Raw genomic sequence first — 20,124 nt, 5'->3', positions numbered from 1 at the left:
TCCTGATCCTGACGCCCAGCCGTTAACAGCCGGTGAACCGCCGCAGCAAAGCCCCAGCCGATTGCACCGCAGGCCCCCCGCGCGTATACCGGCGCCGCAACACTTCAGGGGACAGATGATGAGCGACGGCGCGAACAGCATGTGGGGCGGGCGGTTTGCCGGGGGCGTGGACGCGATCATGGAGGCCATCAACGCCTCGATCGGGTACGACAAACGTCTTTATGGCCAGGACATCGCCGGGTCGCGCGCGCATGCCGCGATGCTGGCTGCGCAGGGCATCATCACCGCCGAGGACCGCGCGGCCATCGACGCAGGTCTGGTGCAGGTTCAGGGCGAGATCGAGGCGGGCACCTTCACCTTCCGCCCGGCGCTGGAAGATATTCACATGAATATCGAAGCCCGGCTGAAAGAGATCATCGGCGAGCCTGCGGGCCGTTTGCACACGGCGCGCTCGCGCAACGATCAGGTGGCGGTCGATTTCCGCCTGTGGGTGCGCGATCAGGCCGATGCCGTGGTCACCGGGCTGGACAGCCTGATGCGCGCCTTTCTGGCGCAGGCCGAGGCCGGGGCGGATTGGGTCATGCCCGGCTTCACCCATCTGCAGACCGCGCAGCCGGTGACCTGGGGCCATCACATGCTGGCCTATGTCGAGATGCTGGGCCGCGACAAATCGCGCTTTGAAGACGCGCGCCGCCGGATGAACGAATGCCCGCTGGGCGCGGCGGCGCTGGCTGGCACCTCGTTCCCAATCGACCGCCATGCGACCGCCGCCGCGCTGGGCTTTGACCGGCCGACGGCGAACAGCCTCGACAGCGTGTCGGACCGTGATTTCGCGCTGGAGTTCCTGAGTGCGGCGTCGATCTGCGCCATGCACCTGTCGCGCTTTGCCGAAGAGCTGGTGATCTGGTCCTCGGCCCAGTTCCGTTTCGTGCGGCTGTCGGATGCCTTCACCACCGGCTCGTCGATCATGCCGCAGAAAAAGAACCCGGATGCGGCCGAGCTGATCCGCGCCAAGCTGGGGCGGATTCTGGGGGCGACGGTGGCGTTGTTCACCATCATGAAGGGTCTGGCGCTGACCTATTCCAAGGACATGCAGGAAGACAAAGAGCAGGTCTTTGATGCTGCCGACAACCTGATGCTGGGCATCGCCGCGATGGAAGGCATGGTCAAGGACATGACCGCCAATCAGGACGCGCTGGCCGTGGCCGCCGCCAGCGGCTTTTCCACCGCGACCGATCTTGCCGACTGGCTGGTGCGCAGCCTGAACCTGCCGTTCCGCGAGGCGCATCACGTCACCGGCTCACTGGTCGCCATGGCCGAGAAAAAGGGCTGCGATCTGCCCGATCTGGGGCTGGCCGAGATGCAATCGGCGCATTCGGGCATCACCGAAGAGGTGTATTCCGTGCTGGGCGTAGACAACTCGGTGCGCTCTCGTGTCTCCTATGGGGGGACCGCGCCCGCGAATGTCCGCGCGCAGGTCGCCCGCTGGAAGGAGATCCTGGGATGAAACGCTCTCTCTTTGCGGCGCTGGCCGGGCTTGCCCTGCTCAGCGCCTGCGGCGCGGGTGATCCACCCGAGGCCGAAGGCGGCATCGACCTGACAGCGTTCTGGCAGGCTGGTTCGTGAGGCTGGTCTGGCTGGCGCTGGCGGTATGGGGCACGGTGCATCCGATGGTCTGGTTCGTGACGTGGTTCTCGCAGAATGGCGTGTCGATCAGCGGGATGATCGAAGCCTGGCATGCCAATGCCGCCTCGTCCGGGCTGGTCTGGGATCTGACCATTGCCGCGATCACGCTGAGCGTCTGGGTGGTGTGGGAGAGTATCCGCACCCGCAACTGGATCGGGTTTCTGGCGATCCCGGCGTGTTTTATGATCGGCGTCAGCTGCGGTTTGCCGCTGTACCTATTTTTGCGTGGGCAGCCGCGTACCTCTTGATTTAGGACCTGCGCGTTTGCGCGCGCATTTCTTGACTTAGTGCCTGCGCGCGGACGCGCGCAATTCTTGACTTAGTGAAAGCGCCGAGCGCGCATTCGGGGGCGAAGTTGGACCATTTTCTCTATCGTGACGGGCAGCTCTATGCCGAAGATGTTGCAATGTCGGACATTGCAGCCGCTGTGGGCACGCCGTTTTATTGCTATTCCAGCGCCACGCTGACCCGGCATTACCAGCTGTTCAAGGACGCGCTGGACCCGCTGCCCTCGCTGGTCTGCTTTGCCGTCAAGTCGAACTCGAACGTCGCCGTGCTCAAGCTCTTGGGTGATCTGGGCGCGGGCATGGATGTGGTGAGCATCGGTGAATATCTGCGCGCCAAGGCGGCGGGTGTTCCGGGCGAGCGGATCGTGTTTTCCGGCGTTGGCAAGACCGCGTCCGAGATGCGGCAGGCGCTTGAGGGCGGCATCCGGCAGTTCAACGTGGAAAGCGAGCCCGAGCTTGAGGTGCTGTCCGCCGTTGCAGCCTCGCTGGGGGTTGAAGCCCCGATCGCGCTGCGCGTGAACCCCGATGTTGATGCAAAGACGCATGAAAAGATCTCGACCGGGCGCAAGGAAGACAAGTTCGGCGTGCCGATCAGCCGCGCGCGCGAGATCTATGCGCGCGCCGCCGCACTGCCCGGCATCAAGGTTATCGGCATCGACATGCATATCGGCAGCCAGCTGACCGATCTGGCCCCGTTCGAGGCCGCCTATACCAAAATGGCCGAGCTGACCCGCGTCCTGCGTGCCGACGGGCACACCATCGAGCGGCTGGATCTGGGCGGGGGTCTGGGCATTCCCTATACCCGCTCGAACGAGGCACCGCCGCTGCCCACCGACTACGGCGCGATGGTCAAGCGGGTGCTGGGCGATCTGGACTGCGAGATCGAGATCGAGCCGGGGCGCCTGATTTCGGGCAACGCGGGGATGATGGTCTCGCAGGTGATCTACCGCAAAGAGGCGGAAGAGCGCGCCTTCCTGATCATCGACGCGGCGATGAACGATCTTGTGCGCCCGGCGATGTACGGGGCGCATCATGATATCCTGCCGGTGAATGAAGCCGAAGCGGGCGTCACGCTGGCCGCTGCCGACGTGGTCGGTCCGATCTGCGAATCCGGCGATACCTTTGCCAAGCAGCGCGCCCTGCCGCCGCTGGCAGCGGGCGATCTGGTCGCGTTCCGCTCGGCGGGCGCTTACGGGGCGGTGATGTCGTCGGAATACAACTCGCGGCCGCTGATCCCTGAGGTGCTGGTGCACGGCGATCATTTCGCCGTTATCCGCCCGCGTCCCTCCTATGACGAGATGATTGCCCGCGATACGATACCGGCCTGGCTGTAAGGGGTTTTCATGGCGGCACCGACCGATCCGCTGGCGTCTGTCGCGCGTGCGCTCTGGCTCACGCGGGCCGGAATGGTGGCGGAACGGGTGGTGCGGGCGTTGTGGCTGCCGGTCTCGCTGGCGCTGATCGCAGCGACGCTTTGGGCCTTTGGACTGCATGGCAAGCTGCCGGGCGATGCGGCGCTGTGGGTGGCGGGCGCGTTCGCTGTGGCCATCGTGGTGACGCTGGGCTTTGGTCTGTGGCGCTTTCGCTGGCCTGCGCGGGCCGAGGCGATTGCCCGACTGGACCGTACCTTGCCGGGGCGTCCGCTGGCCGCGCTCACCGATTCTCAGGCGATCAACGGTGGCGATCCGGCTTCTGCAGCGTTGTGGACGGCGCACCGCGGGCGGATGGAGCAGCGCGCGGCCAAGGCCCGCCCGATTGGTCCCAAGCCGGACCTCGTCAAGCGCGACCGCTACGCGCTGCGGCTGGTCGCCCTGACCGCCGCGCTGGTCGCGCTGCTGTTTGCGGTGCCGGGGCAGCAGGGGCCGCTCAGGGGCGCTGGTTCAGCTGGCGCGGCGATCGGGCCTAGCTGGGAGGGGTGGATCATGCCCCCGGCTTACACCGGGCGGCCCGGCCTGTACCTGAACGAAATCGACCGCGACGGGTTCGAGGTGCCGCAGGGCAGCCGCGTTGTGCTGCGCTTTTACGGCCCGCCGGGCGCGCTGACGCTCGAGCAGTCGCTCGATGCAGGCGTGCAGTCCGATGACACCGGGCAAGCGCTGGAATTCGACGCGCGCCACAGCGGGCGGCTGGCCATCGACGGGCCGAACGGGCGCGAATGGCAGATCACCGTCGCCCCCGACGCCCTGCCGGAAATCAGCGCTACCGGCGCGATGACCCGCGCGCGGGGCGGGGTGCTGGAACAGGAATTCACCGCCAGCGACGATTACGGCGTGCAGGCGGGCGAGGCCGAGATCACCCTCGATCTGGCCGCCATAGACCGCCGCCACGGGCTGAGCATCGACCCGGAAGCCCGCGAGCCGCTGCGACTGCAACTGCCGATGCCGATGAGCGGCAACCGTGCCGAGATCACCGAGATGCTGCGCGAGGATATGTCGCAGCATCCTTGGGCCAACCTGCCGGTGCAGGTCGTCCTGCACGCAACGGATGCGGCGGGCCAGACCGGCTCCAGCCCCGCCGAGGTTGTGGTACTGCCCGGTCGGCGGTTCTTTGAACCCTCGGCCAAGGCGCTGATCGAAATCCGCCGTGACCTGCTGTGGAGCCGGGACAATGCCCGCCGCGCCGCCGGGCTTATGCGCGCGATGCTGCACCGCTCGGAAGGCGCGTTCCTGTACGAAGGCGCGCCGGTCCTGATCCGGGGCGCGGTCGAGTTCATCGAATCGCGCCTGACCACCGATGACGGCTTCACGCCCGAGGCCCGTGATCAGCTGGCCAGCCGGCTGTGGGAACTGGCGCTGCTGATCGAAGAAGGCGAGCTGGCCAACGCCCGTGAACGGCTGCAACGCGCCCGCGAGCGGCTGGACGAGGCAATGCAGAACGGCGCCGATCCCGCGGAAGTGCAGGAACTGATGGACGAGCTGCGCGACGCGACGCGCGACTACATGGAAATGCTGGCCGAACAGGCCGAACCCGCCGATCAGGGCGGCGACCAGCGCGATCAGGGGGGCGACCAGGAGCGGCAGGCGGTCTCGCAAAGTCAGATTCAGGAGATGATGGACCAGATCCAGCAGCTCATGGAAGAGGGCCGCATGGACGAGGCGGCGGCGCTGATGGCGCAGCTGAACGCCCTGCTCGATAACCTGCAGATGCAGCGCGGCGAGGGCGGCGATCCGATGCCCGGTGGCGAGGCGATGGAGGGGCTGGGCGACACGCTGGGTGACCAGCAGGGGCTGGCGGACGAGACCTTCCAGCAGCTGCAGGACCAGTTCGGGCAAGAGACCAAGCCGGGACAAGAGGGTGACAACGGCCAGCAAGATCAGCAGCAAGGCCAGCAGCCGGGGCAGGAAGAGGCGATGCGGCAATTGGCCGAGCGCCAGCGCCAGCTGCGCGAACAGCTGCGCGAGCAACAGCTGAGCGAGCTGCCGGGCGAAGGCACGGCCGAGGGCGAGGCCGGGCTGCAGGCGCTCGAGGATGCCGACCGTGCGATGGAAGGCGCGGCGCAGGCGCTGGAAGACGGCGACATGCGCGGCGCGCTGGAACGGCAGGCTGAGGCGCTGGAAGCGCTGCGCGAAGGCCTGCGCGAGTTCCGCGACGCCACCGCCGCCGATCAGCGCGAGCAGCAGGGCGTCGAGGGCGAGGCGGACACCGCGCAGGGCCAGGGGCAGGGCCGCGACCCGCTGGGCCGCGAGATGGGGCCGAACGGCGAGAACGGGCAGTTCGGTCAGGGCTTGCCGGGCCTCGATCCGCGCGAGCGTGCGCGCGAACTGATGGACGAGATCCGCCGCCGCTCGGCCGAGCGGGAGCGGCCCGAGACCGAGCGGGATTATCTGAACCGGCTGATCGAGCCCTATTGAGGCGGCGAGAGCGGGGGGGCGGCGCTCAGGCCCATCGAGGGCCTTCGCGCCGCGCAGGGGGCGCTGCCCCCTACGGCCTGACGGCCTACCCCCGGGATATTTAGGGCATAAAGTTGAGGCGCGTCTGATTATTAGCGCACGATCAGTTCGAGCGGGTCGTAAAGGGGGGCAGTTTGGGGCTGGAAGGCGACGTCGATCAGGCTGTCGGGCTTGAAGCGCAGGCTGCGCAGCTCGTCTGGCGTGACCCAGCGGCGGCGGTTGACGACGCCTTCGGGGTCGGTCCAGTCGGCGCTGGTGGGCGTGCCGATGACCTGTCCGCGGAAGTAGAGGTCGACCTGATGAAAGCCGCTGTCGGGGTCGTGGAATTCGTTGATCAGGCAGGGCGCTCCGACGCGGATGGCAAGGCCGGTTTCCTCATACACCTCGCGCTTCAGATTGTCGGGGAGCGAGGCGCCTTTTTCGACGCCGCCGCCGGGCGCGCACCACAGGTCGCTTTGATCGCCGGGATAGGCGTTGACGATCAACAGCCGCCCCGCGCGCAGGATCACCGCCCGGGCGGCCAATCTGGGGCCTCGCGTCATCGTGTCCCTCGTGAATTGCCGCATCTGCACTCTGTCGCTTTTGCAAACGCATGGCGAGGGTTATACTGCCCCGCATGCGCGCTCTTGCCCTTCTCATGATGCTGCTTCCCGCCACGGCCCGCGCCGAGTGCGTCGTGCTGTTGCACGGGCTGGCGCGGTCGGAAGCGTCGATGCTGGTATTGCAGGAAGTGCTGGAGTTTCACGGCTACCGCGTGATCAACGAGGGTTACCCGTCCGAGGATGCGCCCATTGAAGATCTGGTGCGCTATGTCGGCGAATCGGCGGCGCTGTGCGGCGCCGAGCGGATGCATTTCGTCACCCATTCGCTGGGCGGCATCCTTGTGCGGGCCTGGCTGGCGCAGGCGCATCCCGAGAACCTGGGTCACGTGGTCATGCTGGCCCCGCCGAACCACGGGTCCGAGATCGTCGATACGCTGGACAGCAACAGCGTGTTGCGCGACATCGCCACCTTCTTCAACGGTCCGGCGACGCATGAGCTGGGCACGGGTGCGCAATCGGTGCCCAACCAGCTGCCTCCGGTGGATTTCGATCTGGGCGTGATCGCCGGGAACGTGCCGATCAACCCTTTGGGCGCGGCGGTGATCAACGGGCCGAGCGATGGCACGGTGTCAGTGGAAAGCACGCGGGTGGAGGGGATGCGCGATCATATCGTCATCAATGCCTCGCACACGCTGATCATGATGAACCCGGTCGCCATGGCCGAAGTGCTGGAATACCTGCGCAACGGGGTGTTCGACCACAACATCACCCTGCCCAGCGCATTGCGCAAGCTGTCGCAGCGTCAGGCAGGCTGAAAAGTCAGGTGTGGCGGGTAACCATGCCCGCCAGCGAAACGCGGTCGGTGCGGGCGGTGTTGGCCGGGTGATCGGGGTCTTCATAGCCAAAGGCGATGCCGCACATCAGCTGCGGACCGGGGGTCAGGCCAAGCTCGGCGCGGATCACATCGGGATAGAGCGACAGTGCGCCCTGAGCGCAGCTGCCCAGTCCCTGTGCCGTCAGCGCCAGCATCAGGGTTTGCACAAAGCCGCCCAGATCCGCCGCCTCGCGCGTGCCGAAGCCTTCGGGCAGGAAGACAAAGGCTGCGTGCGGCGCGCCAAAAGCATCGAGGTTGCGCAGAAACGCTGCCGTGCGCCCGGCGTGATCGTCACGCGCGATGCCCATGGCCCCGTAAAGTGCCACGGCTGAGCCGATCTGGCGTTTGCGAAACTCATCGCGGTACGCGGTGTCCATCGGCACATCCGGCGCGGGCTTGCCGCTTTGCGCCTGCGCGATCATCGCCTCACCCAATCGGCGCAGCCGCGTGCCTGAGACCAGATGCACCGACCACGGCTGCACGTTGCAGTTGGACGGCGCCCAGAGTGCGGTCTGGAAGGCGGCGTCGATCACGGCGTCTGCAACTGGCTCGGGCCGGTAGCCGCGCACCGAGTGGCGGGCACGGACCACGGCGTCAAAAGCGGTGGGGTCAAGCGAAGTCATGGAAGTCTCCGGTTTTCAAGCGCGCATCTGGCGGAGCAGGCCCGTCAGGGTGCGGATGACGGGCAGGCGGTCAAACCAGCGCGCGGCGGCGATGTCCGAGCGCGACGAGCGCTGAATGGCGACGGCGGGTGAGACGGCGAGCGCGATCAGGTCAGGAGTTGTGCGGCGGATCCAGTTGAGCGCGCCGTCGACATGCATTGGTCCGCCGTCGGCGCTGCCGGGTTCCCGGGTCAGCATCGCTTGCAGCTGTGGCACCATCTGCGCGGCGGCCATACGGGTCAGGCCCAGAAAATGCAGCTGGATAAGGGCCAGATCGGCGGGCAGGGTGATCAGGCCCTGTGCGTCCGCGGCGGGTGTGTGCTGGGGGCGGTCACCGGGATGACCGTACAGGATGCCCCAGTCGCGCGTGCTCAGCGCCGCCGCCACGATCGGCAGGCGGGTCAGCGCGCCGGGGGCGAAGGCCATGTCGTCTTCAAGCACCAGAACGCGGTCCCAGCCCTTTGCCAGCATCATCTCCATCACGCCAAGATGGCTGAGAAACGCGCCGCGCACCCCGATTGCCGGGAAGCCGCCGGGTTCTTCGGGGCGGATCGCGCGGAAGAATGTCACGGCCGGATGGCCGGGAGCGATGCCCGCTTTGCTCAGCTCAGCTTCGATGGCGCGGCGACGGTCCTGACGCTCGGGCAGGTTGATGATGACGATGTGGCCGAAGGTCTCAAGCAAGGCCTTCGCGGCAGGAGAATCGCTCATGGACGCCTTCCGTTGCGCAGTTGGCCCTTTTTGCCGCGCGCCCGAGGCGGATACAACCGGCGATCCGGGCAGGCTCTTGCAGCGGCGCGGGCGGCGTGGAACACAGGCGCGGCATCTGTCAGCTTTGGAGACACCCATGACAAGCCCGATCACCCGCCACGAACCCGGCACCCGCATGAGCCAAGCCGTTGTCCACGGCGACATGGTCTACCTTGCCGGTCAGGTCGGCGAAGGCGACGACGTGACCGCTCAGGCAAAATACGCATTGGCCGAGGTTGACCGCCTGCTGGCGCTGGCCGGAACCGACAAGTCACGCATCCTGACGACGACGATCTGGCTGGCCGACATCGCCGATTTCGGCGCGATGAACGCGGTCTGGGATAGCTGGGTCGATCCGGCCAACCCGCCGGCCCGCGCCACGGGTGAAGCGAAACTGGCGACGCCGTATTACCGCGTCGAGTTCATCGTCACCGCCGCGCGCTGAACGGGCAGCTTAGTCCCAGGCGATCAGGATCATATCCGAGCGCCACAGCGGGCCGGGATCGGTGAAGCTGCCGATCTCTCGCCCGCCCTGGGCGGCATAAAACGCCCGTGCGCGGGCGTTTTCGCGCACCACGCCAAGGGCCGCGCCGGGAAATCCGGCCCGCGCCAGCGCCTTGCGGCCCTCGGCCAGCAGCATGGCGCCCAGACTGAGCCGTCGTGCATCGGGGCTAACATAGAGATGCTTGATCTCGCCGCGCCCGGCATAGAGTGGTGCCTGCGTTGGACCGACACTCACCAACCCCATAATCTGCCCGTTCTGCTCTGCGATCACCGTCACCCGGCGGGGATCGGGATCAGCAAGCGACTCACGCCAGGCAGTGAGCCGCCGTTCGAAGCCGAGCTGCGCGACAGCCTCGGGCGGGGCCATGTCGCGATAGGTCTCGTGCCAGACGGCGACATGAAAGCGTGCGACGGGCTCGGCATCGGCCAGTGTGGCTTTGCGACAGACAAGACTGGCGGTGGATTTGGCGGTCATTAACGCGTCTCAAACTCGGGTGGGATAGGCGTTCGCTGTGGGCGAGGCTACCGCAAGCACGACGGAATGCTGCAGCTGCACCGTAGGACAGCCAGCGTGGATTTTACAACACAGGGAATGATGATGTCTGCTTTGGTCTCGAAATACAGTCTCACCCAGCGGGCCCTTCATTGGCTGACGCTGCTCTTGCTCTTTGTGAGCTTCTTCAGCCATGAGTCGATGGTTGCCGTCTGGGATGCGCTTACCGAAGGCGGTGGTGACGCGGTGACCCCAGCGTTGGGGTCTCAGATCCACGTGTATACCGGCATCGCGATTCTGGTGCTGACGGTTCTGCGCCTGATCGTTCGGGTAACGCAGGGGGCTCCGGCCCCTGTTGTGGGCATGCACCCGCTTCTGGCCAAGGCATCCTCGGCGGTGCACGGGCTGCTCTACCTGGTGCTGCTGGCGATCCCGCTGAGCGGCATGGCGGCGTGGTTCGCGGGTTTCACCGAACTGGGGGACGTGCATGGCGTGCTGTTCAACATCGCCCTTGGGCTGGTTGCGATCCATATCGCGGCGGCGCTCTACCACCAGTTCGTGCTGCGCGACAACCTGATCGCGCGGATGCGCTGACGGGGGGGAGCCCGGCGTATTGCGCCGGGCGTTCCCTCTTAGCGCACCATCTCCATCAGCTGATCGACCCGGTCCCGGCCCAGCGTGATCTTGCACGCCGTGATCGCGATCCCGGTGCCCGAGCCGCCGCTGTAGGTCGTGCCGACATAGTCGCATTGAGCATCCCGCCACGCGCTCCACGCCGCCTGTGCGGTATCGAGCGCAGGGACGGTGACGGGGCGACCCGTGGCGCTGTCGAGTTCCTGCGCCGAGGCCTGCGCGAAGCCGAGCGCGCTGTCGATCGCAAGATCCACGGCAGCGAGCGTATCGGTGACACAGGCCCCGATCTCGATCTGGCTGGCGCCCGGGCATTCCATCGTCGGATCGGCCAGTGCGGCGGCCGGGACAGCAAAGGCAATCAGGGTAAGGCTGAGAAGGCGCATCACGCGGTCCTTTGGTGGCTGAGCGGTGCGTTGCAGTGTACCCTGCCTCGGCGCCGAGGCCTATACTCTTGGCCGCTTGCGCCGCTCGAAACGCTCACGTGGGTGTGACGGGGTAGGGGGGCCTTGCCCCCCTCTTCGGCTGGCGCCGAATTCACCCCCCAGGATATTTGGAGACAGATGATAAGGGTTCGTTAACCTTGTTTCATTTTCTGTCTGAAAATATCCACGGGGGAAGTCCAGAAGGGGGAGCGTGCTCCCTCTTCTAGCGAGGGGGCGAGCAGCCCCCCGACGTACCCGTGATCCGGCCAGCCTTGCATTGGGGGCCTCTCTCGGGTCACATGGCGCCGAAATCTCAGCTGGAGTCCCCATGTCCGAACCCCGCAAGCAACCCTCGGCGCTGGTCAAGCAGCTGTTGGAATTCGGACCGCTGCTGGTGTTCCTGGGCGTCTATCTGTGGATGCGCGATGCGACCGTGGTCTTGGCCGGGCGCGAGTATGCCGGTTTCGTTGTGGCGGTCATCGCTTTCGTGCCGCTGCAGATTGCCTCGACCATCACCATGCGGTTGCTGACCGGGCGGCTCAGCCGGATGCAGGTGGTCACGCTGATTTTGGTGATTGTGCTGGGCCTGGGTACGGTGCTGTTCAACGACGAGCGGGTGTTCAAGATGAAGAGTACCTTCATCTTTGGCCTGTTCGGCATCCTGCTGTTCATCGGCCTGTGGCGCGGCCAGTCGTGGCTGGCGTTTGTGCTCGATCAGGCGTTGCCGCTGGACCGCGAGGGCTGGATGATCCTCACCCGCCGGATGGCGTGGTTCTTCATTGCCTTCGCCGCGATGAACGAAGTCGTCTGGCGCAATTTTTCGACAGATACCTATGTGTTGTGGGACACGTTCGGCCAGATGGCGGTGATGTTCGTCTTCCTGATGGCCAACTACAAGCTGATCGAAAAGCATTGGATCGGCGAGCGTTGAGCCCGCCGGATCACAAAACCAGCTCGTAGGTCGTCAGCATCTCGCGCGCGCTTTCGGTGCCCGAAGGGCGCAGGATGTTGCGGCTGACGAGCTCGGCCTCGGCCAGCACGGCATAGTCCACCAGCGCTCGGGCGACGGACAGGTCATCCTGACCGATATAGTCGCGGAACGTGGCGGCGATCCGGGCGTAGGTCAGGCTGAGATCGGTCGCGCTCATCGCGCGCAGGGCAGATTGCACTTCGGCGCGGGCCGGGTCGGTCATGCGCAGGTCGGCCAGCGGCAGGGTCAGCGCGACCTCGGTCTGCATGGCGGTTTGGGCCTGCGCATTGTCGATCACCCGCCCAAAGCCGAACACAGCCGCCGCAAACACCGACGCCGACAGCGCGATTGCGTTGACCGACGTGCCCCCGAACTCGTCTCGAAAGAAGGGGTGTTGTGTGGTTTTCATAGCCATCTATTCCCGCTGTTCTTTTCTCGTCTCTCTGTTTAACGGGCCAAAACGGGCGATTCGGGGGCAGGTCGCGGGTGATTGCAGGGCGATGTCGGGTCAGGCTTTTGGCGCAAAAGGACCGAAATGCGGCGCGGGAGCGCCGCCAGCATTGACCTGAACCGGGTTTTGGGCTTATGCGATCCCCCATGTGGGGCTTTGTGCCGGCTTGCGGCCCACAATAAAGAAACCGCTAAAGAGGCAGGGCCGCGTCGCATGCGACAGGCCCCCTCGTGCCGGTTTCGGACAGCGCGGCGTGACCGCAGAGGGGCAGAGCTCATGAACCCGCAGAGCAAATGGAACAAGCGCACCATCGCGGTGCATGGTGGCGTCCGGCGCAGCCAGTATGGCGAAATGGCCGAGGCGATTTATCTCACTCAGGGCTTTGCCTATCCCGACGCCGAAACCGCCGAGGCGCGGTTCATCAAGTCGGGCGCGGATGAGTTCATCTACGCGCGCTATGGCAACCCGACCACCGCCGCCTTTGAGGACCGTATCGCCGCCATCGAGGGCACTGAAGACGCCTTTGCCACCGCCAGCGGCATGGCGGCGGTGTCGGGCGCGCTGACCGCCTTGCTGAAATCCGGGGACCGGGTCGTGGCGAGCCGGGCGCTGTTTGGCTCGTGCCTTTATGTTCTGGAGGAAGTGCTGGGCCGCTACGGCGTCAAGGTCGAGTTCGTCGATGGGCGCGATCTGGCGCAATGGCAGGCCGCGTTGGCCACGCCCGCGCAGGTGGTCTTTCTGGAAAGCGTGTCAAATCCGACGCTTGAGGTCATCGACCTGCCGAAAGTCTGCGCACTGGCCCACAAAGCCGGGGCGCTGGTGGTGGTCGATAACGCTTTCGCCACGCCGACCTTCAGCCAAGCGGTTCAGCACGGCGCCGACATCGTGGTCTATTCGGCGACCAAGCATATCGACGGGCAGGGCCGCTGTCTGGGCGGGGTGATCTGCGGCACGCGTGAGGTGATCCGCGGCCGGATCGAGCCCTACATGAAGCACACCGGCGGCGCGATGAGCCCGTTCAACGCCTGGGTCTTGCTCAACGGCCTGACCACGCTGGACCTGCGGGTCAAGGCGCAGGCCGCCACGGCGCAGACGCTGGCCGAAAAGCTCGAAGGCCATCCCGCGATTGCCTCGGTCCTGTTCCCCGGCCTGCCCAGCCATCCGCAGCACGCGACCGCGGTGGCGACCATGTCGGGGCCGGGCACGGTGCTTGCCTTTGACCTCAAAGGTGGCAAGGACGCGGCCTTTGTATTCATGAACGCCCTGCAGGTTGTCCTGATCTCGAACAACCTTGGCGATGCGCGTTCGATCGCCACGCACCCGGCCACCACCACCCACCAGCGTCTGCCCGCCGATCAAAAGGTGCTTCTGGGCATCACGCCGGGCCTGATTCGCCTTTCCGTGGGGCTGGAAGACGCCGACGACCTGCTGAACGATCTGATCGCATCGTTGAATGCGACGCTGTCGCAGGGGTAATCGTCGGTCTGGATGATCCATGGCGGCGCTCGCGGCGTATACACGTTGAAATTCCGCGTTTTGCTCTTAGGTTACGCGGGCGCCAGTCGTGGGGGGCTAGGATGAATATTCAAACGCCAGTCGAGGACCGTGAGCCGGGCCGGATCGAGGTTGAGGCCGCGCTCGACGTGTTGCGCGCCTATGCTCAACATGCGTCGGACAGCGATATGGCCGGTCTGGACCCGCGTCTGCGCGCCATGCTGACGGGTTCGAACGAGTCGATCTATCCTGACTTCAACAGGGTTTATCCGGCCAGCTTCCGCCCCGATGCGGCCTATAAAGACACGATGCCCGATTTGCAGAACGGGCCGTCCAGCCTGATCAAGGGCGCGAAAACGCAGATCCAGCATGTCGGGATCTCGAACTTCCGTCTGCCCGTGCAGTTCCGCACCCGTGACAAGACCGGGCCTGTGACCCTGCAAGCTTCGGTCACCGGGACGGTCAGCCTTGAGGCGGACAAGAAGGGCATCAACATGTCGCGCATCATGCGCAGCTTTTACCGCCACGCGGAAAAGCTGTTCAGCGCCGAGGTGATTGCCGCCGCGCTGGACGACTATCGCAACGATCTGGAGACGGTCGATGCCCGTATCCAGATGCGCTTTTCCTTCCCGATGAAGATGAACAGCCTGCGCTCGGGTCTTTCGGGCTGGCAGTATTACGACATTGCGCTGGAGCTGGTCGATCAAGCGGGCGTCCGTCGGCAGTTCCTGCATCTGGACTACGTCTACTCCTCGACCTGCCCCTGCTCGCTGGAACTGAGCGAGCACGCCCGCTACGGGCGCGGGCAACTGGCCACGCCGCATTCGCAACGCTCGGTCGCGCGCGTCTCGGTCGAGGTGCTGCCGGGCGACGTGCTGTGGTTCGAGGATCTGATCGACCTGTGTCGCAAGGCCGTGCCGACAGAAACGCAGGTCATGGTCAAGCGCGAGGACGAGCAGGCCTTTGCCGAACTCAACGCTGCCAACCCGATCTTCGTTGAAGACGCGGCGCGTTTGTTCTGCGAGGCGATGGACGGCGATGCGCGCATTGGGGATTTCCGCGTGGTTGCCAGCCATCAGGAAAGCCTGCACAGCCATGACGCGGTCAGCGTGCTGACCCGTGGCCCGACGTTTGACAGCGAAAGTCTGGACCCGCGTCTGTTTTCGACGCTGATCCACGTCGGTTAATCGCATGACTGCCCGCCCGGGCTTTCGGGCGGGCGCGCAGAAGGGTAGGATGGCGGCAACGTCTCCTGACTGGCGCTGCCCGCGATGACCCATCTTCTCACCGTGACCCTGAACCCGGCGCTGGATGTCAGCGGCGCGGTTGATCATGTCCTGCCCGGCCCCAAGCTGCGCATGGGCGCGCCGCGCTACGAGCCCGGCGGCGGTGGGCTGAACGTCGCCCGCGCGGCGGCCAAGCTGGGCGGCGAGCCGCGCGCGCTGGCGGCGCTGGGCGGTAGGGCGGGGGCGCAGATCGCGGCGCTACTGACGGGCAGCGGTGTGTCACTGCGCACTGTCGCTGTGGACGGCGAAACACGGCAGAGCCTTGCGGTGAATGATCTGCAAACCGGCGAACAATACCGCTTTCAGATGCCCGGCCCTGACTGGAACGCCGCAATGGAAGCCGCGATGCTGGCGGCGATCGTGCAAGAGGCGGCGCTGATTGGCCCTGGCGCGGTGGTCGTGCTCAGCGGCAGCCAGCCGCCCGGCATGCGCGACAGCTTCCCGCAGGCGCTGGCGCGGCAGATGGGCGCAGGGGCGCGGCTTATCATCGACACGTCCGGCCCCGCCCTGCAGCGCCTCGTCGCTGCGCCCGAGAGCGACGCGATGCCCGCCGTCCTGCGCATGGATCAGGCGGAATCCGAGGCCCTCACCGGGCATCCGCTGCCCGATGTCTCGGCCAGCCTCGACTTCGCCGCCTCACTGGTCGCGGCGGGTGTTGCGGGCTGCGTCGTTGTCGCACGTGGGGCCGAAGGCTCGGTTCTTGCTGCTGCCGACACCCGCCTGCACTGCCAGCCGCCCGACGTTGCTGTGGTCTCCAGGATCGGCGCAGGCGACAGTTTCACCGCCGGTTTCGGCCTGTCGCTGGCGCGGGGTGAAGACTGGGCCACGGCCCTGCGAGCAGGCACCGCCGCGGCGGCTGCAGCGGTGATGACGCCGGGCACCGAACTGTGTCGCGCCGAAGACGCAGCCACCCTGACACCCCGCTGTACCCTGCGGCGCGCTTGACAGTTTCCGGGCTCCCGGCCAAGGGTTTCTCATGATCGATATCCGCCCCGTTGCGAACATCATTGGCTGGCTGCTCGCGGCACTGGGAATGATCATGATCGTCCCCGCCATCGTCGATTTCTGGGCGGGCAACCCGGATTGGCGGGTGTTCATGATTTCCGCCTTTATTACCGTGGTCGCGGGCGGGTTGCTTATTCTGGCGACCTCCAATGCCCAGGGCTCGGGGCTCACGCTGCGCCAGTCGTTTCTGGTCACCACGCTCAGCTGGACGGTGCTGCCCGTTTTTGGTGCCATCCCTTTCGAGATGGCGCTCGACCACATCCACTGGACCGATGCGATTTTCGAGGCGATGTCGGGCATCACCACGACTGGCTCAACGGTGTTTACGGGGCTGGACGCGATGCCGCCGGGGATTTTGCTCTGGCGCTCGACCCTGCAATGGCTGGGCGGGTTGGGCATCGTGCTGGTCGCGCTGATCTTTCTGCCGGTGATGAAGGTCGGCGGGATGCAGCACTTCCGGTCCGAGGGCTTTGACACCATGGGCAAGGTGCTGCCGCGCGCTGCCGATATCAGCTGGATGCTGCTCCAGATCTACGCGGGTCTGACCATCCTGTGCGCGGCGGCTTATGTGCTCACCGGGATGAGCGTCTTTGACGCGGTCAACCACGCGCTCACCACGCTGTCGACCGGCGGCTTTTCCACCCGTGATACCTCGTTTGCGCTTTATGACAGTGCCGCGCACTGGGTCTGCGTGATCTTCATGTGGCTGGCCGGGTTGCCCTTTATCCGCTACCTGCAATTCATCAATGGCTCGTACCGGCCCCTGTTCAACGACATCCAGATCCGCGCCTATTTCCGCTGGACGCTCTATGCGATCGGCGCGGTTTTCGCCTTCCGGCTGCTGCGCGAGGATACGGCTGTCGAGGGCATGTTCCGCGAGTCTGCGTTCAACGTGGTGTCGATGTTCTCGGGGACTGGATTTGGCAGCGCCGATGTGTCCGCCTGGGGCGATTTTCCGATCCTTGTGCTGGTGGTGGCCGGGTTTATCGGCGCCTGCACGGCCTCGACCGGATGCTCGATCAAGGTCTTCCGCTATCTGGTGCTGTTCGAGGCGATCAAGGCGCAGCTCAAACAGCTGGTCTATCCCAACCGGGTGATCCCGCTGCATCTGGACGGGCGCCGGCTGGATGAAGAAGTCGTTGTGTCGGTGGTGGTCATGTTCACTGCCTTTGTCGTCGGATTCGGTGTGCTGACGGTTCTTCTGTCGCTTGCCGGGCTGGACATGCGCACGGCGTTTACGGCTGCCTGGACCTCGATCTGCAACGTCGGCCCGGCCTGGGGCAGTGAAGTGGGTCCGACGGGCGCGATGAACGAGTTTCCCGTCTTCGCCAAATGGCTGATGATCGGGGCGATGATGATGGGGCGGCTTGAGATGGTCGCGGTGCTGGTGCTGGTGCTGCCGCGCTTCTGGCGCGGCTGAATGCGCAACTTCCGGGTCGCTGGAGAGGGAGGTGAGCGGCACAAGAAGGGCGTCGCAACCTTGAGGCTCTCATGCACCCGATCTTCCTTCCGCTCTCCGATGCCATCGTCGCGCATTACCGCCGGGGTGGGCTCGATTCCAACGGGCAGCCGCCCGAACGCCGTGTCGTCCAACCCGGCGATGGCGTTCCGTGCCGCCATACGCTTGAGCGCCTGCCCGAGGGCAGCGCCTATCTGGTCGTTGGCCACCGCCCGTTCGAGGGGCTGAACCCCTATACCGAAACCGGCCCGCTTTTTCTGGCCGCGGATGAGGTGCCCGGCGCTGCACCGTCGCGCAGCCTGCCGCCGTTCCTGACAGCGCCCGCGTATATCGTGCGCGGCTACTCAGCCGATGAGCGGATCGTTTATGGCACGGGGGCCGTAACCCCGACCGACCGGATCATCGAGCGTTGCGCCGACTTGCTTGCGCGTGACGATATTGCGTTTGTGCATGTCCGCTCGGCCAGCAACAACTGTTACCACGTGCGCGTCGAGCGCGGCGACGGGTGAGGGGTTTCGCCCTTGGCCGAGACGGCTGTCGCCGCCGCGCCCTCGGGCGACCGGGCAGGGGGGCGTTGCCCCCCTCTTTGGCTTCGCCAAATTCACCCCCCAGGATATTTGAAGCATAAAGTTGTCAGGTTCATGAAAGAGGCGCGGCCCTTGCGGACCGCGCCTTTTCATCTTGTCTCAAATACTCACCCCGGCCTCTCGCTCCGCGATGCCCTGACCAAGAAAGCGAGGGCGCGCGAGCGGGGGGTGGGTGGGAGCGACGCGCGCGCGCTGCTCCCGTTGCCCGGTCAGTTCCAGCAGGACACCAGCACCGTCAGGTCCGCCGACATGCGCGTCAGCATTTCGGCTGACATCGGCGAGGTCGTGCGGCTCACGCTGGGGGTGGCCCCGCCGGCGGTCAGCGCGGACTGGATGGCAGCGCCGTCGACGGCGAAGTTGACGTCGTCGGGCAGCATGCGCCCCGGGGTTTCGGTGCGCGGCAGCAGCATGCCGATCACCGCGCCGTTGCTGTCGAACACCGGGCCGCCCGAGTCGCCGGGTTGGGCGCTGAGCGTCAGGCGGCGCAGGTTGGCTTCGCCGTCGAGGCCGGTCATCTCGCTGAGCTGGCCGAAGGTGACGATGGGCCGGGTCAGCGTGTCCTGATAGCTGAAGCCCGACACGCGGATCTCGCTGCCCAGCGACGCCGGGTTCGGTGCGAACTGGGCAAAGGCCAGCGGGACCAGCGGGTCTTGCGGCGTCAGCACGGTGATGCCGGTGGCCGGGTCGACCGAGCGGACGGTGGCGCGGTACGCCTCGTCAATCGTCACCCGGTCGCACATCGCAACGGCTTCGGCGGTGGTCACCACGGTGCCGACGCTGTCCACGAAGAAGCCCGAGCGCGAGCGATCCGGGCGGCGGACCTCAAGCCCGGCGATCAGGTCGCGGCGCGACACGGTCGAAGCCGTCGCGCCCAGCGTCGAGGGCAGCACGCCGTCGATCGGGCGGAAGCTGTCGCGCATGGTCGACATGATCACTTCGGCGTCGTCGTCCGTCTCGGGGCCCCAAAGCAGGATCCAGCCCTTGATCTGGCCGTTCTGCAGCCGGGCCTCAACCTGCGCGCGCGCCGTGGCGCTTCGGCCGGTGATGGTGAAGCGATCGCGCGAGCGGTCACGTTCGCCGTCCAGCGGGATGATTTCCAGCGTTTGCAGGATTTCATACAGACCATAGAACGTGCTTTGCGAGCCTTCCTGGCTGATCAGCAACACGCGCATGCCCGACCCGTTGATCGCGTTGAAATGCGAGAAGGGCGCTTCATGGCGGTCAAAGGCGACCATGCCCAGCGGCAGGGTCAGTTCGATCCCGGCGGCTTCATCGCGGAAAGGACCGAAGGAATAGCGGGCAACGGCGCTTTCATAGCCGGTCAGCAGCACGGCGCGCTGGCGGGTGGTCAGGTAGCCCGTCGGCTCGAAGTCGCGCGCGCTCTGCCAGTTGCCGATCGCGTTGCGGGTGCCGGGGCCGAAATCGGCGTCGATGAGGCTGCGGTAGAAACCGAACCATTGCAGGGCGGTCTGGATCTCCATCCGGTCTTCGCGCGACCAGTCGCGTTCCAGCTGGCGCGCCTGAGCCAGCGGTTCGTTTGGCAATTCGTCAATCGTCGGCTCACGGGGCGTGACCGGGGCTTGGACGACCGGCTCCGGCGTGACGGGCGTCTCGGCTTGCGCAACGACGGGCTCTTGCGGTGCCTCGGCGACCGGCTCTTGCGCTGCGGGTGCCGTCGGCTGCGTCACGTCACGCGACGGTGCCACCACGGGCGGCTGGCCGCCAACCGGCCAGAACTGCTGGCCGTAGATGGCGTTGTCGGTGACATAGCTGTCTTCGCGGATCTCTCGCGTGGCGATCAGCTCGGCGCGGCGGGCCTCAGCCTCGGCGGCGGTGGCGAAAGGGCCGACAGCCAGCGCGTACCAGCCCCCCGCGATGCGGAACCCGGCGATGCCGCCGATGCGCGTCTGATACCGCGTGGCGAAATCCTCGGCGGTGCGCAGGGTGGCATGGGCTTCGATTTGGACCCAATGGGTCGCCTGAGCCAGTGCCGCAACGGGCACAAGGATAAGGGCAAAGAGAGCGGCGAAAATAACTTTGACGATACGGTCTGTCACGGCGGTTCCACGAATTATTGAACGGCTTGATTCCTGGCGACCCTATCAGGGTCGTCAAGGAGATACCGATAA

The 20,124-nt window shown here is 66.0% G+C and carries 21 protein-coding genes and 1 riboswitch; of the genes, 14 read left to right on the top strand and 7 right to left on the bottom strand.

What is annotated here, in order from left to right; translation table 11 throughout:
• Window positions 1-118 precede the first annotated feature (118 nt).
• The 5 genes from argH (at window position 119) to EAE28_RS06715 (ending at window position 5,824) form a co-directional block, all read left to right on the top strand.
• A complete protein-coding gene (gene argH, locus EAE28_RS06730) occupies window positions 119-1,507 on the top strand; it encodes an argininosuccinate lyase (protein ID WP_164736565.1) in 1,389 nt (462 codons plus the stop codon).
• Entirely contained in the window at window positions 1,504-1,626 is a 123-nt protein-coding gene (locus tag EAE28_RS24325) for a hypothetical protein (protein ID WP_281279580.1), read from the top strand. The genes argH and EAE28_RS24325 overlap by 4 nt, the downstream gene beginning before the upstream one ends.
• Window positions 1,623-1,934 carry a DUF2834 domain-containing protein gene (locus EAE28_RS06725; protein ID WP_127105060.1) on the top strand — a complete coding sequence of 104 codons (312 nt, stop codon included), beginning with the start codon at window positions 1,623-1,625 and terminating at the stop codon, window positions 1,932-1,934. The genes EAE28_RS24325 and EAE28_RS06725 overlap by 4 nt, the downstream gene beginning before the upstream one ends.
• Before the next feature lie 107 nt (window positions 1,935-2,041).
• A complete protein-coding gene (lysA, locus tag EAE28_RS06720) occupies window positions 2,042-3,307 on the top strand; it encodes a diaminopimelate decarboxylase (RefSeq protein ID WP_127105059.1) in 1,266 nt (421 codons plus the stop codon).
• 9 nt (window positions 3,308-3,316) lie between these two features.
• Window positions 3,317-5,824 (top strand): DUF4175 domain-containing protein, encoded by a 2,508-nt coding sequence (locus tag EAE28_RS06715; RefSeq protein WP_127105058.1) that lies wholly within the window; start codon window positions 3,317-3,319, stop codon window positions 5,822-5,824.
• A 131-nt stretch (window positions 5,825-5,955) separates the two neighbouring features.
• On the opposite strand, the gene EAE28_RS06710 is transcribed toward EAE28_RS06715, so the two are convergent.
• On the bottom strand, window positions 5,956-6,405 hold the full coding sequence (locus EAE28_RS06710; protein WP_127105057.1) for an NUDIX domain-containing protein: 450 nt from the start codon (window positions 6,403-6,405) through the stop codon (window positions 5,956-5,958).
• A 95-nt stretch (window positions 6,406-6,500) separates the two neighbouring features.
• Here EAE28_RS06710 and EAE28_RS06705 point away from each other — a divergent pair, with 95 nt between their 5' ends.
• Window positions 6,501-7,220 (top strand): alpha/beta fold hydrolase, encoded by a 720-nt coding sequence (locus EAE28_RS06705; protein WP_246022296.1) that lies wholly within the window; start codon window positions 6,501-6,503, stop codon window positions 7,218-7,220.
• A 4-nt stretch (window positions 7,221-7,224) separates the two neighbouring features.
• On the opposite strand, the gene EAE28_RS06700 is transcribed toward EAE28_RS06705, so the two are convergent.
• Window positions 7,225-7,902: a nitroreductase gene (locus EAE28_RS06700; protein ID WP_127105055.1), complete on the bottom strand. Its 678-nt coding sequence runs from the start codon at window positions 7,900-7,902 to the stop codon at window positions 7,225-7,227.
• Window positions 7,903-7,917: 15 nt separating this feature from the next.
• Window positions 7,918-8,652 (bottom strand): glycosyltransferase family 25 protein, encoded by a 735-nt coding sequence (locus EAE28_RS06695; RefSeq protein WP_127105054.1) that lies wholly within the window; start codon window positions 8,650-8,652, stop codon window positions 7,918-7,920.
• Window positions 8,653-8,788: 136 nt separating this feature from the next.
• Here EAE28_RS06695 and EAE28_RS06690 point away from each other — a divergent pair, with 136 nt between their 5' ends.
• Window positions 8,789-9,136 carry a RidA family protein gene (locus EAE28_RS06690; protein WP_127105053.1) on the top strand — a complete coding sequence of 116 codons (348 nt, stop codon included), beginning with the start codon at window positions 8,789-8,791 and terminating at the stop codon, window positions 9,134-9,136.
• Between the two features lie 9 nt (window positions 9,137-9,145).
• Here the strand turns inward: EAE28_RS06690 and EAE28_RS06685 are convergent, their stop codons facing one another.
• Window positions 9,146-9,670 (bottom strand): GNAT family N-acetyltransferase, encoded by a 525-nt coding sequence (locus EAE28_RS06685; protein ID WP_127105052.1) that lies wholly within the window; start codon window positions 9,668-9,670, stop codon window positions 9,146-9,148.
• Window positions 9,671-9,766: 96 nt separating this feature from the next.
• Here EAE28_RS06685 and EAE28_RS06680 point away from each other — a divergent pair, with 96 nt between their 5' ends.
• The gene (locus EAE28_RS06680; protein ID WP_164736564.1) at window positions 9,767-10,282 is read left to right on the top strand and encodes a cytochrome b; all 516 of its coding nucleotides are present in this window, start codon (window positions 9,767-9,769) and stop codon (window positions 10,280-10,282) included.
• Between the two features lie 38 nt (window positions 10,283-10,320).
• Here EAE28_RS06680 and EAE28_RS06675 read toward each other — a convergent pair whose 3' ends face one another.
• Complete coding sequence (locus tag EAE28_RS06675) at window positions 10,321-10,704, bottom strand: lysozyme inhibitor LprI family protein (RefSeq protein WP_246022295.1); 384 nt, start codon at window positions 10,702-10,704, stop codon at window positions 10,321-10,323.
• Window positions 10,705-11,071: 367 nt separating this feature from the next.
• Here EAE28_RS06675 and EAE28_RS06670 point away from each other — a divergent pair, with 367 nt between their 5' ends.
• A complete protein-coding gene (locus EAE28_RS06670) occupies window positions 11,072-11,674 on the top strand; it encodes an inner membrane-spanning protein YciB (RefSeq protein WP_127105050.1) in 603 nt (200 codons plus the stop codon).
• A 10-nt stretch (window positions 11,675-11,684) separates the two neighbouring features.
• On the opposite strand, the gene EAE28_RS06665 is transcribed toward EAE28_RS06670, so the two are convergent.
• Window positions 11,685-12,122, bottom strand: coding sequence for a hypothetical protein (locus EAE28_RS06665; RefSeq protein WP_127105049.1), 438 nt, complete (start codon window positions 12,120-12,122; stop codon window positions 11,685-11,687).
• A gap of 180 nt (window positions 12,123-12,302) precedes the next feature.
• Window positions 12,303-12,379: riboswitch (SAM riboswitch) on the top strand.
• Between the two features lie 61 nt (window positions 12,380-12,440).
• Between EAE28_RS06665 and metZ the strand changes: the two genes are divergently transcribed.
• The 5 genes from metZ (at window position 12,441) to EAE28_RS06640 (ending at window position 17,917) form a co-directional block, all read left to right on the top strand.
• Window positions 12,441-13,640, top strand: a complete 1,200-nt coding sequence (gene metZ, locus EAE28_RS06660; RefSeq protein WP_127105048.1) for an O-succinylhomoserine sulfhydrylase — start codon at window positions 12,441-12,443, stop codon at window positions 13,638-13,640.
• Between the two features lie 101 nt (window positions 13,641-13,741).
• Entirely contained in the window at window positions 13,742-14,845 is a 1,104-nt protein-coding gene (folE2, locus tag EAE28_RS06655; RefSeq protein ID WP_127105047.1) for a GTP cyclohydrolase FolE2, read from the top strand.
• A gap of 84 nt (window positions 14,846-14,929) precedes the next feature.
• Window positions 14,930-15,889 (top strand): 1-phosphofructokinase family hexose kinase, encoded by a 960-nt coding sequence (locus EAE28_RS06650; protein ID WP_127105046.1) that lies wholly within the window; start codon window positions 14,930-14,932, stop codon window positions 15,887-15,889.
• 31 nt (window positions 15,890-15,920) lie between these two features.
• Window positions 15,921-17,369 (top strand): TrkH family potassium uptake protein, encoded by a 1,449-nt coding sequence (locus EAE28_RS06645; RefSeq protein WP_127105045.1) that lies wholly within the window; start codon window positions 15,921-15,923, stop codon window positions 17,367-17,369.
• Between the two features lie 71 nt (window positions 17,370-17,440).
• Window positions 17,441-17,917: a DUF1203 domain-containing protein gene (locus EAE28_RS06640; RefSeq protein WP_127105044.1), complete on the top strand. Its 477-nt coding sequence runs from the start codon at window positions 17,441-17,443 to the stop codon at window positions 17,915-17,917.
• Between the two features lie 287 nt (window positions 17,918-18,204).
• Here EAE28_RS06640 and EAE28_RS06635 read toward each other — a convergent pair whose 3' ends face one another.
• The gene (locus tag EAE28_RS06635; protein WP_127105043.1) at window positions 18,205-20,052 is read right to left on the bottom strand and encodes a serine protease; all 1,848 of its coding nucleotides are present in this window, start codon (window positions 20,050-20,052) and stop codon (window positions 18,205-18,207) included.
• Between the last annotated feature and the right edge of the window lie 72 nt (window positions 20,053-20,124).

This window comes from Pararhodobacter zhoushanensis, assembly GCF_003990445.1.
GTDB classification, from domain to species: Bacteria; Pseudomonadota; Alphaproteobacteria; order Rhodobacterales; family Rhodobacteraceae; genus Pararhodobacter; species Pararhodobacter zhoushanensis.
Note: the sequence above shows the minus strand (reverse complement) of the source record. Positions and strands in the feature narration are given on the sequence as shown.